Annotated in this window: 14 protein-coding genes; 8 read left to right on the forward strand and 6 right to left on the reverse strand. The window is 71.9% G+C overall.

From position 1 onward, the window contains the following. Window positions 1-6 precede the first annotated feature (6 nt). The 3 genes from ACS5Q7_RS14160 to ACS5Q7_RS14170 all read right to left on the reverse strand — a co-directional run bounded on the left by ACS5Q7_RS14160 (window position 7) and on the right by ACS5Q7_RS14170 (window position 4381). A complete protein-coding gene (locus ACS5Q7_RS14160; RefSeq protein ID WP_478339937.1) occupies window positions 7-3360 on the reverse strand; it encodes a hypothetical protein in 3354 nt (1117 codons plus the stop codon). Window positions 3361-3453: 93 nt separating this feature from the next. Further along, window positions 3454-4128: an invasion associated locus B family protein gene (locus ACS5Q7_RS14165; RefSeq protein ID WP_478339938.1), complete on the reverse strand. Its 675-nt coding sequence runs from the start codon at window positions 4126-4128 to the stop codon at window positions 3454-3456. A 76-nt stretch (window positions 4129-4204) separates the two neighbouring features. Then, window positions 4205-4381 carry a hypothetical protein gene (locus tag ACS5Q7_RS14170; RefSeq protein ID WP_478339939.1) on the reverse strand — a complete coding sequence of 59 codons (177 nt, stop codon included), beginning with the start codon at window positions 4379-4381 and terminating at the stop codon, window positions 4205-4207. A 335-nt stretch (window positions 4382-4716) separates the two neighbouring features. Here ACS5Q7_RS14170 and ACS5Q7_RS14175 point away from each other — a divergent pair, with 335 nt between their 5' ends. After that, the gene (locus ACS5Q7_RS14175) at window positions 4717-6162 is read left to right on the forward strand and encodes a homospermidine synthase (protein WP_478339940.1); all 1446 of its coding nucleotides are present in this window, start codon (window positions 4717-4719) and stop codon (window positions 6160-6162) included. A gap of 60 nt (window positions 6163-6222) precedes the next feature. Then, entirely contained in the window at window positions 6223-6546 is a 324-nt protein-coding gene (locus tag ACS5Q7_RS14180) for a TM2 domain-containing protein (RefSeq protein ID WP_478339941.1), read from the forward strand. A 57-nt stretch (window positions 6547-6603) separates the two neighbouring features. Here the strand turns inward: ACS5Q7_RS14180 and ACS5Q7_RS14185 are convergent, their stop codons facing one another. Beyond that, window positions 6604-7446 carry a metallophosphoesterase gene (locus ACS5Q7_RS14185; RefSeq protein ID WP_478339942.1) on the reverse strand — a complete coding sequence of 281 codons (843 nt, stop codon included), beginning with the start codon at window positions 7444-7446 and terminating at the stop codon, window positions 6604-6606. A gap of 8 nt (window positions 7447-7454) precedes the next feature. Then, on the reverse strand, window positions 7455-8057 hold the full coding sequence (locus tag ACS5Q7_RS14190; RefSeq protein WP_478339943.1) for a cation efflux transmembrane domain-containing protein: 603 nt from the start codon (window positions 8055-8057) through the stop codon (window positions 7455-7457). A 202-nt stretch (window positions 8058-8259) separates the two neighbouring features. Here ACS5Q7_RS14190 and croR point away from each other — a divergent pair, with 202 nt between their 5' ends. From croR to ACS5Q7_RS14220, 6 genes are all read left to right on the forward strand, one after another. After that, on the forward strand, window positions 8260-8748 hold the full coding sequence (gene croR, locus ACS5Q7_RS14195; protein ID WP_463847448.1) for a 3-hydroxybutyryl-CoA dehydratase: 489 nt from the start codon (window positions 8260-8262) through the stop codon (window positions 8746-8748). A 62-nt stretch (window positions 8749-8810) separates the two neighbouring features. After that, entirely contained in the window at window positions 8811-9575 is a 765-nt protein-coding gene (locus ACS5Q7_RS14200) for a TrmH family RNA methyltransferase (protein ID WP_478340137.1), read from the forward strand. A 139-nt stretch (window positions 9576-9714) separates the two neighbouring features. Further along, on the forward strand, window positions 9715-11304 hold the full coding sequence (crtI, locus tag ACS5Q7_RS14205; protein WP_478340138.1) for a phytoene desaturase family protein: 1590 nt from the start codon (window positions 9715-9717) through the stop codon (window positions 11302-11304). Continuing rightward, window positions 11301-11738, forward strand: a complete 438-nt coding sequence (locus ACS5Q7_RS14210) for a DUF2141 domain-containing protein (protein WP_478339944.1) — start codon at window positions 11301-11303, stop codon at window positions 11736-11738. The genes crtI and ACS5Q7_RS14210 overlap by 4 nt, the downstream gene beginning before the upstream one ends. Window positions 11739-11743: 5 nt before the next feature. Continuing rightward, entirely contained in the window at window positions 11744-12724 is a 981-nt protein-coding gene (locus ACS5Q7_RS14215) for an ABC transporter ATP-binding protein (protein WP_478339945.1), read from the forward strand. Continuing rightward, window positions 12721-13929, forward strand: a complete 1209-nt coding sequence (locus ACS5Q7_RS14220; RefSeq protein ID WP_478339946.1) for an ABC transporter permease — start codon at window positions 12721-12723, stop codon at window positions 13927-13929. The genes ACS5Q7_RS14215 and ACS5Q7_RS14220 overlap by 4 nt, the downstream gene beginning before the upstream one ends. A 5-nt stretch (window positions 13930-13934) precedes the next feature. On the opposite strand, the gene ACS5Q7_RS14225 is transcribed toward ACS5Q7_RS14220, so the two are convergent. Further along, complete coding sequence (locus ACS5Q7_RS14225) at window positions 13935-15614, reverse strand: methyl-accepting chemotaxis protein (RefSeq protein ID WP_478339947.1); 1680 nt, start codon at window positions 15612-15614, stop codon at window positions 13935-13937. Window positions 15615-15929: the final 315 nt, after the last annotated feature.

Here is a 15929-nt window from a genome sequence, read left to right on the forward strand (position 1 = left end):
CCGGCCTCACCCCGGCGGCGAAGCGGCCGGGCTGTCGGCGCGGCTCTGGCTGCCCTCGGCCTTGGCGGTGCCGCGATCCGGCACGGCGGCCTCGGGGTAGCGCTTGCGGTATTCCGCGAGGAAGGCCGACATGGTCTCGGCCTTGGTCGCCCGCGCGGCGATGCTGCGGAAGCCCTGGGTGCGGGTCGCCCCGTCGCTGGTGAGGAGCGCGAAGGTGCGCGCATCCGGCCCCAGCGCCATCGGCCCTGAGAATTTCGCCTTCAGCCGTTCGAGGCCGAGCCGCTCGCCCGCGAGATCGTAGGCGATGGCGGCGCGGATGCAGTCCGCGCGCGCGGCCTCGTCGAGGGGGGCGGCTGCGCGCCACGCATCGCCGAGCAGCGCCTCATGGGCCTCGCCGGCCTCGCGCCAGCGCCGAGCGCTCCACAGGATGTCGGCGCGCAGCCGGGCCACATCCGGCCCGACATCGTCCTCGACGGCTTCCAGGGCGAGATCGGTGCGGGTGAGGTCCGAGAGCGCCCGCGCCCGCACGAGGGACCGTGCCCGGCGCAGGTCGCGGGGCAGTTCCGGCATGTCGGTGGATTCGAGCGCGGTGAGCGCCCGCATCGGCTTGCCGTCCATGAGCAGGACGGTGGCGAGCTTCGCCGCCACGGCCGAGCGCGCCGGGCCGGTGAGCCGGTTGTCGACCTGGTATTGCAGCAGGTCGGCGGCCGAATCGAGAAGATCGAGCCCGACCAGCCGGTCCGCGAGGCGGCGCACCACCGCATCGCCGCGCCGGCCGATCGGGGCGAGTTCCTTGAAGTCGAAATACAGGGCCACCGCCGCGATGCCCGAGAGCGAATCGCCCTTGCCGGCGAGGTAGAGATCCTCGAACGCCCCCTGCGCCTCCGCGGTGAGGGAGCGCGTCAGCGTCGAGTTCGGGGCGAGCATGTTGGCCCGGCGGACGGCGGCGAAGGCCGCGCGCCAGCGCCCGTCCGCGAGATAGAGCCGGGCGAGGCCGGCATTGATCGCCTCCTCGACGGGGCCGCCGTGCCAGAGGAGCGCTTGGCGTTCCAGCCGCTCGATGGCCGTGGGTATGTCGATCTTGCCCGTGGCGCGGGCGAGCAGCGTCCCGCGCAGGCTCGCGGCGGCGGCCACCGGGCGCTCGGCCTTGTCGGCGAGCTTGGCATAGGACTCGATGGCGGCGGCATCCTGCCCCGTCGCCTCGGCCGCCCGCGCCCGCACGAGGGCGAGCCTGTCGCGCACCAGCGGATGCAAATCCCGCGCATCGCCGGCACGGGCGGCGGCGGTCTCGGCATCGCCGGTCTCGATCGCCGCCTCGGCCGCCGTGGCGCGGATCTCGTCCGCGATCTCGGGGGGGTAGCGCTCGGCGAGCGACAGCACCTTCTGGAAACCCGTTTCGGCGCCGGTCCAATCGCCCAAACCCGCGGAGGCCATGGCGCGCCACAGCGCGGCCTCGGGGTCGGCGGCCACGAGCGGCACGGAGAGCGCCTTCAGCGCGTCCGCGTGCCGGCCGATATGCTGCAGCAGCATCCCGCGCAGCACCGCCGTATCCCGCATGTCGGCCACGAGGGGGTCGTCGGCCGCCGCCGCCTCCAGGGCGGCCAGGGCCTCCGTGTCGAAGCCGTTGGCGAAGGAGGCGCGGGCGAGCGCCATGCGCGCCGGGCCGCGCTCGATGGCGGGTCCCATCGCCGCCGCCGCGAAGAGATCGCGCAGCGTCTCGCGCACGTTGCCGAGACGGATCTTGTCCCAATAGCCCCGGTCGATGATGAGGGCGCCGGGCTGGTCGAGCACGGTTTCCGGCTTCTTCGGAGCGCTTGAGGCGGCAAGCCCGCCCTCGCGGGCGATCAGCACGCCGTCGAGATCCGGGCGCACGGCGAGATCGTCCGCCGCCGCCAGAACCGCGAGGCCATGGCGGCTCGGCAGGATCTCGAAATCCACGAAGCGGCGGTTCTTGGGGTTCCCGACCGCCTCCAGCGCCGAGGAGGGCACCACCGCGATCCGCTCGCCGTCGAGGTCGAGCCAGCCGGCCGCCCCGGCGCGCGGAAGCGGCACGGCGACCGCCACCTGCCCGGATTGGCTCGGGCGGCGGACGGGGTCCAGGCTCGCGCTGGGGGCGAGGCCCTCGCCCGCCGAGAGTTCCCAGGCGGGACCGCTCGGAGCGACCACGGCCCCCAGGTCGAGGAGTTTTCCCGGCGGGATCGCGAAGCGCAGGACGGTGAGGGGGCCGAAGCGCACGGGCTCGCCGAGCGCCCGCAGCCCCGTGGCGCCCTGGGGCGGGACGACCACGGGATCGGCCGTCTCGAAGGCGAGGAAGGCGACGCCGCCGCGCTCGAACAGAGCCGCCGCCGGCAGGCGGGCGAACGGGAAGACGAGGCCGGACCCGGCGCGCTTCGTCGGCACCGCCTCGGCGGCGGGCGCGGGAGCGGGTTTCGGGGCCGCCCCCGGCGCGGGACTGGCCGCGGCCGCTTTCGGGGCTGGCGTGTCCTTGGGCGCGGGGGCGTCCGGCACCACGACTTCGGTGCTCTTGGGCGGTACGACCACCTTGCGAACCACGTCGATCGTGTAGAGCCCGTCCTCGCGCTCGCCACGGATGAAGTAGCCCTCGGCGGGTGTGATGATGACGCTCGCCGAGCCCTCGTCGGCATCGGTGGCGAGGATCGCGACCCCCGGCCTCGGGCGACCGCGCACGGCCCCGGCATCGATCGTGAAGCGGCCGGCAACGCGCAGGCGCGTGGCGGCCCCCTCCTCCGTCAACGTGGCGGAAATCTCGTCGGGAAGGCGCAAGGAGAAGCGCGTCAGCGTCGGCAGGTGGGCGAGGTCGAGGGCCAGCGCCTTCGGCAGCGGTACCGGCGCGCGGGCCTGCAGCGCCTCCTCGGCCGCCCGCGCCCGGCGGGCGAGATCGGCCACCACCTCCTGCGGCAGGGGCGGCGGCAGGCCCTTCCAGCTCTCCGGCAGGAGATCCACGAAGACGCGCTCGCCCGCGAGTTGAACGTTGGTCCGCACTGGCTTCTGCAGGGCGAGGCGCAGGCCGGTCCCGTCGGGATCGCGGCGGACGGCGGCGACGTAGCCCGCCAGCTCCTCGGACAGCCGCTCCGGCCCCGCCGTGGCACGCTCGCCGTAGCCGAGAATCAGGACGCCGCCCGAAACGGCCGCCTTGACGGTGACGGGCTTGTCGAAGGTGAGGACGAGGCGGCCATAGCCATCGGTCTCGGAGCCCTTGGCCGACACGAGCCGGGCGGCGAGGGCCGGATCGAGCCCGGCGGCCAGGAACAGCGTGGGCACGAGGAGTGCGCCCACGAGCGGAACGGATCGGGCGCGAAGGCCGCGTCCTGTCCGGTTTCGCCCGCGCAACGCTGCCATCGCCTGCTAGTGATCCGATCCCGGCGCGGGGGCGAAAGCCGCCACGCCTCGACGCCATGGGACCGACCTTGCACCAGCAGGGCTAATAGCGGCTTAACCGCTGAGCGCGACCGCCCGGTCGAAGGCCTGCGGGAAGCCGACCAGCGGCACCACGATGGTGGCGGGCTCGTTGTTGCCGGATTTCTGGGCGGTAATGGTGAGGGTCTTGGCGTTGCGCATCCCGTCCGTCGCCAGCGTCGGGAAGCTGATCGGCACGAGGCAGCCGTCGCCCGTGCAGGCGGAATAGGGCGCGCCCTTGCCGAGCGCCTGCTCGTCGAGCTTGAACGTCACGCCGGGCTCGATCGCCATGCCGAAGGGCATCAGGATTACGCCATCGGACCTGCCGTCCTTCGGCACGCTGAGCTCGAAACCGAACTGGCGCCGGCCGGTCTTCGAATCACCCTGGGACTGCACCACGATGCAGTTGACCTTGGCTTCGGGCCGCACGCACGAGACCGTCCAGTCGCCGTAGCTCTCGCTGACGCTCGTCGCCCCCGTGGGCCAAGCCGCCACCGGCGCGGCGGCGGGAGTCGGCGCTGGGGCGGGGGACGCCTTGGCGGCGGGCTTCGGCGCCGGCTTGGGCCTCGGTTTCGCCTTCTGCACCGCACCCGATTCGGGCGCCGGGCCGGCAGCCGCCGGGTCGGCATCCTGCGCCCCGGCCCCCGTGGCGCTGAGCAACGCCGCGAGGATCAGCGCCGCAGGGCGGGCGAACAGACGGATCGGCGGCATGAAAACGGTTCCCCCGGAACGCGGATCGGACGCGAAGGCGCCTAACGCCTCGCCGGGGCTGACGCAATCGGCGCGCTCAGAGGGGAATCGGGCCGCCGCTGCGGGCGATGAGATCGCAATGGCGGTTCAGGGCAGCCGATGACTCGCGGCGGACGGCGCGCACCAGCATGAAGGCGAGGGTCAGGAAGCCGGGATCGCGGATGGCGGATTCCTCGGCGGGGGACGGGACGCGAGAGGCGATGAGGGCGAGCATTGACGACTCCATGTCGAAAGGCTCGGACGTTTCCGCGACGGCTTTTCCCGTCTGCTGCATTGCAATATGAGCCTCCCGTATTTGACGTTCCATGGCCCCAAAAGCCGCCGAGGCATGCGTGCGACACATGTCGACCGGCACTGGGCCTTAACCATCGGTCAAGGTTTGCCCGCGCGCGAGGGCTGTTGACCCTGCCGGGGCGAGGCGCCATGGAGCGGGATGACCGCGATGTCGGCCCCGGTGGCCGGACCGTCGCTGAACTGTCACCTGCGCGGCCTACCGCCGCCCGTGCGAAGCCGCGGCCCTCGCGCCGCGCACCAGACGAGGATTGCAGCATGACCGACGCGCCCACGCGCTGGCCGATCCACGGCCGCATCAGCGGCCCCATCGTGATGATCGGCTTCGGGTCGATCGGGCGCGGGACGCTCCCGCTGATCGAGCGCCACTTCGAGTACGACAAGGCCCGCTTCACGGTGATCGACCCGGTCGACACCCACAAGGCGCTGGCCGAAAAGCATGGCCTGCGCTTCGAGACCGTCGCGCTCACCCCCGAGAACTACCGCGACGTCCTCACCCCGCTCCTCACCGAGGGCGGCGGCCAGGGCTTCTGCGTGAACCTGTCGGTGGACACCTCCTCCCGCGCCATCATGGAGCTGTGCCGGGAACTCGGCGCCCTCTACGTCGATACCGTCGCCGAGCCGTGGCCGGGCTTCTACTTCGACAAGACCCGCAGCCAGGGCGACCGCACCAACTACGCGCTCCGCCAGGACATCCTCGACGCCCGCGCGCAGAAGCCGGGCGGGCCGACCGCCGTGTCGTGCTGCGGCGCCAACCCGGGCATGGTCTCGTGGTTCGTGAAGCAGGCGCTGCTCAACATCGCCAAGGACACCGGCGTCACCGATCCGGAGCCGAAGAGCCGGGAGGAGTGGGCCGCGCTGATGCACAAGCTCGGCGTGAAGGGCGTGCACATCGCCGAGCGCGACACGCAGCGGGCCAAGAACCCGAAGCCGCGCGGCGTCTTCGTCAACACCTGGTCGGTCGAGGGCTTCGTCTCCGAGGGCAACCAGCCGGCCGAGCTCGGCTGGGGCACCAACGAGACCTGGATGCCGGAGAACGCCCGCGAGCAGGAGAAGGGCTCGCGCTGCGCCATCTACCTGCTCCAGCCCGGCGCCGACACCCGCGTGCGCACCTGGGTGCCCACCGCCGGCGCGCAGTTCGGCTTCCTCGTGACCCACAACGAGGCGATCTCGATAGCCGACTACTATACCGTCCGCGAGGGCGAGAAGGCGGTGTTCCGCCCGACCTGCCACTACGCCTACCACCCGGCCGACGACGCGGTTCTGTCGCTGCACGAGATGTGGGGCAATGCCGGCACGGTGCAGGAGAAGCACCACATCCTCGACGAGACCGAGATCGTCGACGGCATCGATGAGCTCGGCGTGCTGGTCTACGGCCACGCCAAGAACGCCTATTGGTACGGCTCGCAGCTCTCCATCGAGGAGACCCGCCGGATCGCCCCCTACCAGAACGCCACCGGCCTTCAGGTGACGAGCGCCGTGCTCGCCGGCATGGTCTGGGCGATCGAGAACCCCGAGGCCGGCATTGTGGAGGCCGACGAAATCGACTTCCGCCGCTGCCTCGAGGTGCAGACGCCGTATCTCGGACCGGTCGTCGGCGTGTACACCGACTGGACCCCGCTCACCGACCGTCCGGGCCTATTCCCGGAGGATATCGACACGAGCGATCCCTGGCAGTTCCGCAACGTGCTGGTTCACCGCTAAGGCTATGATCGGCGGCCGGGCCAGGATTCAGGCCCGGCCGTTCCTACAGGGGTGTCGGCGATGAGTGCGACGGTCGAACAGAAGATCCTGATCGAGCAGCGGGTCACCAACGAAGGCCCGAGCGTCGTGGCGGCCTACCTGCTGTGGTTCTTCCTCGGGTTCGTGTCCGCCCATCGGTTCTACCTCGGGCGAATCGGCAGCGCGATTCTTCAGCTGGTGCTGAACGTCCTGATCGTCGGGCTGATCTGGCTCGTCATCGACCTGTTCCTGATTCCCGGCATGGTGCGGGCGAGGCAGGCCCATCTGCGCGAACGCCTGACACGGGAGATCGCCCCCACCACCTCCGCGATCCTCACCGGGGCGGGGCCGGCATTCCGGTTCTGAGGAGGCGGGCCGGACAGCTCGCGCCCCACCCGGACTCTCACCGCCATCGCGCGAGCCTCACACCTCCACCGTGAGATCCGCCCGATAGGTCGCCCCCTCGACCGGATTCGCGACCCAGCGGCAGCGGCCGATCCGCATGTCATGGCCGGCATGGAAATGGCCCGAGACCCACAGATCGGGTCTTGTTTCGTCGGCTAAATCATCGAGCAAAGTCGTCGCGTAGAAGGCCGGCACCCACCAGGGCACGCCGGGGGCATCGCGAAACCGGTCGGCGGCCAGCGGGCTCGCCGGGTGGTGGGTGACGACCACCGTCCTGCCCTCATGCGGCGCGGCCAGCGCGGCGAGCAGGGCCTCGCGCTCCGCGAGATGGGCCGCCATCGCATCGGCCGGCTGCCAGGGATGGCCGTCCGCCCGGCGGATCGAGCCGAGATATTCCCGCGAGCCCGTCACCGGATCGGTCATTCGCATCGCCGCATAGGCCGCCGGGTCCGCCGGCCGGTCCGGCGCATCGGGCGCGAGCCAGCGGCCGGCGAGGCGCCAATCGCTCCACAGTGTCGTGCCGACGAAGCGCACGCCGCCGATCACCGCTGCTTGCCCTTCCCGGAGCAGATGGATCCCCGCGCCGAGGGCGTTCAGCCGCTCGACCTCCGCGACCAGGGCGGCGAGCAGTTCCGGCGCCGTGCGGGTGTCGCCGGTCGGCGCGTAATGCTCGTGGTTGCCCGGCACCAGAACCACGGGCCGCCCCTGCGCGAGGTGCAGCAGCGCGGCGAGCCCCCGCTCGGGATGGCCCTCGTAGAGATCCCCCGCGCAGGCGAGCACATCGAAGTCGCCCGTGGGCGGCGCGATGAGGTCGAGGCGGCGCCGTTCGAGGTGCAGGTCGGACAGTGGGAAGATGCGCATGAGAGGTCTCAGCCGGCGGCGCGCCGCTCGGCAGCGGCGGCGCGGAGGATGTCGATGGCCGAATCGGCATTGAGGATCGCGATCAGCCCGGCCGCGATCAGGTCCGGCCAGGGGGAGGGCACGAACACCGTCGTCAGCCCCGCCGCGACCACGGCGAGGTTGGCCACCGTGTCGTTGCGGGCCGAGAGGTAGGCGGCGCGGGTGAGGCTGCCGGAGCCCGAACGGTGCCGGGCGAGCATCGTCGCGCAGGCGAGGTTCACCGCGAAGGCCCCGAGCCCGGTGAGCATCAGCGGCAGCGGCGCGGGCGGCGTGAAATCCGAGAACTTGTCCCAGGCGGCATAGGCCCCGGCCAGCGCCGGCAGGATGAGCAAGAACGCGAGGCCGGTGCCGAGCCGCGCCCGGTTGCGGGCGCTCCAGCCGAGGCCGGCGAGGATCAGCAGGTTGATCGTCGCGTCCTCCAGAAAGTCGAGGCTGTCCATCACCAGGGAGACGGAGGCGATGGAGAGCGCCACCGCGATCTCCACGACGAAGCAGGCCCCGTTCAGCGCGGCCACGCGCGCCACGACCGGGCGCAGGGCGGCGGGCGGGGCGGCGGCGGGATCGGGGCTCATCCGGTATCCGGGCGGGAGGGATGCGGCCCGCCTCTTGTCCCGGCGCGGGCCGCCTGTCGAGGCGCCGCCCGTCAGAAAAGTCTGCAGGCGGGTCAAGAAAGTTGCGCCTTGGTCCGGGTGGATTCGTCGCCGCGCCTGTGCGACCCCCTAGAGACTCAGGCCGACATGCACGAGCGGCCGCAACCGGAGGTCCCGTCGAGCCATGCTGCCGGAACTGCGCGTCCTGTATTTCGAGGATCTGGAAGTCGGTCTGTCCGAGACCCTGACGAAGACCATCGCCTCGTCCGATGTGGTGGGCTTCGCCGAGATCACCGGCGACCGCAACCCGATCCACCTCTCCGAGCACTTCGCCGCGCGCACGCCCTTCGGCACGCGCATCGCCCACGGCCTCTACACCGCCGGGCTGATCTCCGCCGTGCTCGGCACCCGCCTGCCGGGGCCGGGGGCGGTCTACATTTCGCAGACCCTGAACTTCCGCGCCCCCGTGCGCATCGGCGACACCGTGGACGTGACGGTGACGGTGGCCGAGCTGATCCCCGAGCGCCGCCGCGCCCGGCTCGCCTGCCTCTGCGCCGTCTCCGGCGAGCCCGTGCTCGACGGCGAGGCCTGGGTGAAGGTGCCCAACCGCGCCGAGGCCGATCCGCTCGCCGCGCGGATGGAGAAGAGCCGCATCGCGCCGAGCGATGCCTGAGCTCCGTGACGCCTGAGCCGATCCACGACCCGGCCGACCCGCGCCTCGACCCCTACACTCGGATGCGCGAGCGCGATCTGGTCGGCCGCGCCGGGCGGTTCGTGGTGGAGGGCGAGGTGACGCTGCGGCTGCTGCTCGGCCCGCGCTCGCGCTTCCGCCCCGAATCGCTCCTCCTCGCCCCCGAGCGCCTGCCCGGCCTCGCGGCGGCGCTGGGCGGGTGCGAGGCGCCGGTCTACGTGGCGGACAAGCCGGTGATGAGCGCGGTGACGGGCTTCCCGATCCATCGGGGCGTGCTGGCGATCGGCCTGCGCGGGGAGGAGGCCGCCCCGGAGGCGATCGTACCGCCTGGGCCGGCCCCCGCCCTGGTGCTGGCGCTGGCCGGGCTGACGAACCACGACAATGTCGGCGCCGCCTTCCGCAACGCCGCCGCCTTCGGGGCGGACGCGGTGCTCCTCGATGCCACGGCCTGCGATCCGCTCTACCGCAAGGCGATCCGCGTCTCGGCGGGGGCGGCCCTGGTCACGCCCTTCGCGCGGCTGGTGGAGGGCACCGACTGGCTGGCGCTCGCCGACAGGCTCGGCCTCGAAGCCCTGGCGCTCAGCCCCGGCGCGGGGGAGGATCTCGGCGAGCGCCCCCTGCCGGCCCGCGCGCTGCTGCTGCTGGGCACCGAGGGGCCGGGATTGGAGACGGGCCTGATCCGGCGGGCGCGGGGTTTGCGCATCCCGATGGCAGCAGATTTCGATTCGCTGAACGTCGCCACGGCGGCGGGGATCGTCCTTCACGCACTCGCACGGGTACAGGGAAGGCTGAATCCGGCCCTCCCATGATCATCCCGATTCACCTTGTGCGGGAGATACGGACAGTCCATGCGCAATCGCACGCGCGACAATGGGCTGCAATTGCCGTTCGACGCGCTATCTTTAGCTTGGCCCTACAAGACCAGGGGTTGAACGGGAGTTCGTGGCGTTGCTTCAGGCGCGGGAAGGGTTGAGGGCGCTCTCGGGGCGTCGGGTCGCCGTCGTGGGCGCCGGCCCCGGTGGTCTGGCCACCGCCCTTCTGCTCGCGCGGGCGGGGATCCACGTCACGCTGTTCGAGAAGGACAGCCAGGTCGGCGGCCGGACCAAGACGGTCGAAGCGCCCGGCGGCTACAAGTTCGACATCGGCCCAACCTTCTTCCTCTATCCGCAGATCCTGGCCGACATCTTCAACAGCTGCGGCGAGCGGCTCGAAGACCATGTGAAGCTGGAGCGGCTCGATCCGCAATACCACCTCGTGTTCGAGGGCGATGGCAGCATTTCCGGCGAGATCCGCGCCACCGGAGACCTCGACAGGCTGGAGGCGGAGATCGCCCGCCTCGCCCCGGACGACGCGAAGAACGTGAAGAAGTTCTTCACGGAGAACCGCAAGAAGCTCGACTATTTCAAGCCGGTGCTAGAACAGCCGTTCCACCGCTTCCTCAGCATGGCGAGCCCGGCCATGCTCGCCGCCCTGCCGCATCTCCATCCCGGCCGCAGCGTCGACAGGGACCTGAAGCGCTACTTCGCCGACCCGCGGGTGCGGCTCGCCTTCTCGTTCCAGACCAAATACCTCGGGATGAGCCCGTTCCGCTGCCCGAGCCTGTTCACCATCCTGTCGTTCCTCGAATACGAGCACGGGGTGTACCACCCGGTGGGCGGCTGCGGCGCCATCTCGGAGGCGATGGCGGGGCTGGCCCGGCGGATGGGCGTGGACGTGCGCCTGAACGCCGATGTCGAGCGCGTGACCTTCGACGGGGACCGCGCCAACGGCGTCGTGGTGGACGGCGAGGCCTTCCGCTCGGATGCGGTGGTCATCAACGGCGATTTCGCCAAGGTGGTGAAGGCGCTGGTGCCGGAGCCGCGCCGCCCCCGCTGGCGCGACGCCAAGATCGCCGACGCGCGGCTCTCCTGCTCGACCTTCATGCTCTATCTCGGCCTCGAGGGGAAAATGCCCCCGAGCCTGTCGCACCACACGATCCTGCTCGCCGAGCATTACGAGCGGAACATCCGCGAGATCACCGAGGGGACGCTGCCGATGCAGCCTTCCCTCTACGTCCAGCACGCGGGCTACACCGATGGCGGCATGGCGCCCCCCGGCCACACCGCCCTCTACGTGCTGGTGCCGGTGCCGAACCTGAAGGCCGGGATCGACTGGCCGGCGATCCGCGAATCCTACCGCGCCCTGGCGCTGGAGCGGCTGAAGCTGCTCGGCCTCCACGACATCGAGGAGCGCATCCGCTACGAGCGGGTGATCGACCCGACCCAGTGGGAGAGCGATTTCGCCGTCCACGAGGGCGCGACCTTCAACCTCGCCCACGACCTGATGCAGATGCTGTGGTTCCGGCCGCACAACCGCTTCGGGCCGGGCCTCTACCTCGTCGGCGGCGGCACGCATCCGGGCTCCGGCCTGCCGGTGATCTACGAGGGCGCGCGCATCTCGGCCAAGCTGCTCATCGAGGAACTGGCCGGCGCCCGCGCCGCAGAGAATGCCGGCATCCCGGAGACCGCGCCCCTGGCGGCGCCCGGCGAAGCGTCTTGACGCGTCCCGTCCTCGCCCACCTCTGCGGCGCCGCCCTGCTCCTGGCCCTCGCGGGCACGGCGCGGGCGGCGGCGATCCAGGTGGAGGTCGATGGGGCGGAACCGGGCGCCGGGCCGATCCTCGTCGCCCTTTGCCAGGGCGGGCTGTCCGGCACCGCCTGCGACCGGGGCGACAAGGCCGACGGGGCCTCCGGCGGCGCTCGCTTCCTGTTCCGCGACGTGGCGCCGGGCACCTACGCGGTGGCGGCCTTCCAGGACATCAACGGCAACGGCCAGCTCGACCGAACCGGCCTCGGCCTGCCGCTCGAGCCCTACGGCTTCTCCAACGAGTCCGGGCGGAGGGGGCGGCCCGATTACCGCGAGGCGGCCTTCACCCTGCGCGAACCGGGCGTCTCCCTCCGCGTGCGGCTCGTCCGCGCCCTGCCGAGGCGCTGAGACCGATGGGGCCGCTGGCGGTCCTCGGCGGCGTCTCCCTCGCCCTGCGCGGCCGGAAGGTCCTCGACGGGATCGACCTCGCCCTCGGGGCCGGCGAGACCCTGGCGCTGCTCGGCCCGAACGGCGCGGGCAAGACCTCGCTGATGCGCCTCGTCGCGGGCCGCCTCGCCCCCGATTCGGGGAATGTGCGCGTCGGCGGGGCCGATCCGCACCGCTCCGGCGAGGCCCGCCGGGCGGTGGGCTGGGTGCCACAGGAGATCGCGCTCTACCCGCGCCTGACCGTCGCCGAGAACCTGTCCGTCTTCGCCCAGCTCTCCGGCATTCCCCGGCGGGAGCGGCGGGAGGCGGTGGCGCGGGTGCTGGCCCTGGCCGACATCGCCGACGTGGCGGGCCGCGTGGTCGCGACCCTGTCGGGGGGCTACCAGCGCCGGGTCAACATCGCCGCCGGGCTGATCGGGCGCCCCGCCCTCGTGCTCCTCGACGAGCCGACCAACGGCGTCGATCTCGCGGCGCGCTCCGCGATCCACGGCGTGCTGCAGCGCCTGCGCGAACAGGGCACGGCGATCCTCATCGCCACCCACGACTTTCCGGAAGCCGAGCGCTTGGCCGACAGGGTCGCCTTCCTTGCCCAGGGGCGGATCGTCCGCGAGGGGCACTTGGCCGATCTTCTCGCCCGCCTGCGCACCGGCCCGCCGGAGCGGGAGCTGATCCTCGAGACGCCCCCCGATGCCGCCGCCGAATCGGTGCTGCGCCGGGCGGGCTTCGCGCCGGCCGGGGCCTCGGGCCTGCGCTGGCGGGCGGGGGAGCGGGCAGGGCTCGACGGCGCGGCGCTCCTCGGGACGCTGCGCGCCCAGGGCGTGCCGGTGAGCGAGGTGCGCGTGCGCTCGCCGCGCCTCGAAACGCTCTATCTCGAAGCGCTGCGCCCCCGCGACGTGGGCGAGGCGAGCGCCGCCGCGCGACCCCTCACCGCCGGGCTGACCCGATGATCGGCGCCGCCTTCCGGGTGATGCTCCTCTCGCTGGTCCGCGACCGGGCGGCCCTCGTCATGGCCTTCGTGCTGCCGACGGTGATCTTCTCGATCTTCGCGGCGATCTTCTCCGGGGCCATCGGCGACCGGATCCGCATCCATCTCGGCCTCGCGGACCTCGCGGGCACGCCGGCCACCCACCGGCTGATGGACGCGCTCGCCGCCGACCCCTCGCTGCGCGTCACCCGCCTCGACGCGAAGAGCCTCGCGGCGGTGGCGCGGGAGGTGCGGGCGGGCGAGGTCGACGTGGCGCTGGTGCTGCGCGGCGACCTGATCGCCGGAACGTCGGGCGATGCCCCGGCCCCGGCGGATCAGCCGATCGTGCTGGTCGAGAACCCGGCCAAGGCGCTGGCGACGCCCATCGCGCTCGGCCAGTTGCAGCGGGTGCTGAACGAGGCGCTGCCCGACGTGGTGCTCTCGCGGGTGATCGCGGATGTGGAGCGCAGCGGCAAGATCGGCCCCGACGAGCGGCGCTTCCTCGACGACGCCTTCGCCGAGCAGCGGGCGAAGAAGGAGCCCTTCTCCTTCGCGAGCCTCGTGGAGCGGGTGAGCACCGCCTCCGGCACCGCCAACGCGCGGGTGAGCTACTATGCCGGGGCGATCACCGCCGTGTTCCTGCTGTTCGCGGCGATGCAGGGCGCCCTCTCCCTGGTGGAGGAGCGCGAATCCGGCCTCAGCGACCGCCTGATGGCCGGGCCGGGCGGGTTGCCGGTGGTGGTGCTCGGCAAGTTCGGCTTCCTGACCGCCCAGGGCGTGATCCAGGCCGGGCTCATCTTCCTCGCGGCGGGGCTGCTCTACGGGGTCGAGATCGGCCCGCACTGGCCCGCCTTCCTCGCCGCCTGCCTGCTCGTCTCGGCCATGGCCGCCGGCCTCGCCCTCGCCGCCTGCGCGCTCGCCGCCTCGCGGCAGCAGGCGCACCTCGCCGCGACCTTCGGCGTGCTGCTCCTCTCGGCCATCGGCGGCTCGATGGTGCCGCGCTTCCTCATGCCGCCCTGGCTGCAGCAGGCCGGCTGGCTGACCCCGAACGCCTGGGCGATCGAGGCCTACCAATCCGCCCTCGGCGAGGGCTTCGCCACCGCCCTGCCGGCCCTGGCGGTGCTCGCCGCCGTGGCGCTGGCCGGGCTTGGCGTCGCGCTGGCGAGCGTGTCGCGCCGGACGATCTGAGCCGCCTACGCCGCCCGCACGGTGGCGAGGAAGCGCCCGACCTCCTGCGCGAGATGCTCCGAATGGCGCGAGAGTTCGGAGGCCGCGCCGAGCACGTGGCCCGCCGCCGCGCCGGTCTCCTCGACGGCATTCGCCACGCCCGCGATGTTGGTCGTGACCTCGCCCGTGCCCAAGGCCGCCTGCGAGACGTTGCGCACGATCTCCTGCGTCGCCGCGCCCTGCTCCTCCACCGCCGCCGCGATGGTGGTCGCCACGCCGTCGATCTGCCGGATCCGCGCAGTGATGCCGGTGATCGAGGTGACCGCGTGCGTCGTCGAGGACTGGATCTGCGCGATCTGGCCCGAAATCTCGCTCGTGGCCTTCGCGGTCTGCTCGGCGAGGGTCTTCACTTCGGCGGCCACCACCGCGAAGCCCTTGCCGGCGGCACCGGCGCGGGCCGCCTCGATGGTCGCGTTGAGCGCCAGCAGGTTCGTCTGGCCGGCGATGGTCGAGATCAGCCCGACCACGTCGCCGATGCGCGAGACGGCCGCGCTCAGCTCCTGCACCAGGGCGCCGGTCCGGTCGGCCTCGCCGACGGCGAGGCGGGCGAGTTCCGCCGAGCCGCCGACCTGCCGCCCGATCTCCTGCACCGACGAGCCCAGCTCCTCGGCCGCCGCCGCCACGGTGTTGACGTTCGAGCCCGCCTGCTCCGCCGCCGCCGCGACCGTGGTCGACCGGCTCGCCGTCTCGGTCGCCGTGGCGGTCATGGTCCGGGCGGTGGCCTGCAACTCCGTCGCGGAGGAGGACACCATGCCGATGATGCCGCCCACCGCCGCCTCGAACCCGTCCGCCATCTGGCGCATCCCGACCTTGCGCTGCTCCTCGGCGGCGAGGCGCGCCAGGGCGGTCTCCTCCTCCAGCGCCCGCGAATGGATCAGGTTGTCCTTGAACACCTGCACCGCCGAGGCCATCGCGCCGATCTCGCTGCGCTCGCCAGCATGGGGGATCTCGACCGTCGCGTCCCCGTCGGCGAGCCGCGCCATCCGCGCCGCCATGCGCCGAATCGGCAGGGAGATCGTCGCCACCGACATCCACGCCACCGCCAGCGTGATCGCCGCCGCGATGGCGACGACGATGGCGATGGCGGATTGCGCCCGCGCGCCGAGGTCGGCGGCGTTGTCGGCGCTCTGCTTGTCCAGCGCGTCGTTGAAGGCCATGTCGGCCTTCATCGCCGCCCGCGCCGCGTTGAGGGCCGGCAACATCGTATCGAGCAGGTATTCCTGGGCGCCGGCGGAATCACCGCCGTGCAGGCGTTGCAGGAAGCCCTTCGTCATCCCGGCATACGCGGGCACCGTCGTCTTGACCGCCGCCCAGAGCGCATCCTCGCCGGGGCTGACGAGCGGCGCGTATTCCTCGATGTCCTTGTCGAGATCGCCGAGGCTCCCCTTCAGCCGTGCCAGGGATTGCGGGCGGCGCTCCTCGCCGGAGATGAGGTAGGCCAATTGCCGGCTGCGCAGGGCTTCGAAATCCGTCGCCAGCTTGCCGAGGACGCGGGTCGCCGGCAGCGAGTGGGAGGCAAGATCGTTCGTGGCGGCGCTCAGCGTCTGGAGCCGCAGATAGCTGAACCCGCCGAGCCCGCCCACCAGGAACAAGAGTGCCATGAGCGCGCCGACCAGACGGGCGCGGATTGTCACATTGGCAAGCATGAGAACGGCCCTGCGATGATCGATCCTTCCATAAATCAATTATACTAATCGAAAATGAAGCGCTTCGTCTTTGCAACATCATCGCACGAGAACAATTACTGCTTGAATTATAATTACTGCCACTCTTGCTGCGTGTTTCTATGCAATCGTCGGCATCGATGCGCCGGGTTCGATCGAGAAGCCTTTCCCCACGGCGAAGACGGCCACCGCAGGATGACGTCCCGCCGGACGAATGCGCAGGACGACGAAACACGGCGATTGCCGTTTGCCGCGACGGCTGGGCACGTTGACCCCCGCCGTGTCAGGTCTAGCTTC

Source organism: Methylobacterium sp. Gmos3 (assembly GCF_056430985.1).

Excerpts from the sequence above, each read along its gene's own strand:
- ACS5Q7_RS14225 (WP_478339947.1), bottom strand. The coding sequence starts at position 15,614 with ATGCTTGCCAATGTGACAATCCGCGCCCGTCTGGTCGGCGCGCTCATG.
- ACS5Q7_RS14190 (WP_478339943.1), bottom strand. The coding sequence starts at position 8,057 with ATGAGCCCCGATCCCGCCGCCGCCCCGCCCGCCGCCCTGCGCCCGGTC.
- ACS5Q7_RS14175 (WP_478339940.1), top strand. The coding sequence starts at position 4,717 with ATGACCGACGCGCCCACGCGCTGGCCGATCCACGGCCGCATCAGCGGC.
- ACS5Q7_RS14165 (WP_478339938.1), bottom strand. The coding sequence starts at position 4,128 with ATGCCGCCGATCCGTCTGTTCGCCCGCCCTGCGGCGCTGATCCTCGCG.
- ACS5Q7_RS14220 (WP_478339946.1), top strand. The coding sequence starts at position 12,721 with ATGATCGGCGCCGCCTTCCGGGTGATGCTCCTCTCGCTGGTCCGCGAC.
- croR (WP_463847448.1), top strand. The coding sequence starts at position 8,260 with ATGCTGCCGGAACTGCGCGTCCTGTATTTCGAGGATCTGGAAGTCGGT.
- ACS5Q7_RS14200 (WP_478340137.1), top strand. The coding sequence starts at position 8,811 with ATGCGCGAGCGCGATCTGGTCGGCCGCGCCGGGCGGTTCGTGGTGGAG.
- ACS5Q7_RS14185 (WP_478339942.1), bottom strand. The coding sequence starts at position 7,446 with ATGCGCATCTTCCCACTGTCCGACCTGCACCTCGAACGGCGCCGCCTC.
- ACS5Q7_RS14160 (WP_478339937.1), bottom strand. The coding sequence starts at position 3,360 with ATGGCAGCGTTGCGCGGGCGAAACCGGACAGGACGCGGCCTTCGCGCC.
- ACS5Q7_RS14170 (WP_478339939.1), bottom strand. The coding sequence starts at position 4,381 with ATGCTCGCCCTCATCGCCTCTCGCGTCCCGTCCCCCGCCGAGGAATCC.
- ACS5Q7_RS14215 (WP_478339945.1), top strand. The coding sequence starts at position 11,744 with ATGGGGCCGCTGGCGGTCCTCGGCGGCGTCTCCCTCGCCCTGCGCGGC.
- ACS5Q7_RS14180 (WP_478339941.1), top strand. The coding sequence starts at position 6,223 with ATGAGTGCGACGGTCGAACAGAAGATCCTGATCGAGCAGCGGGTCACC.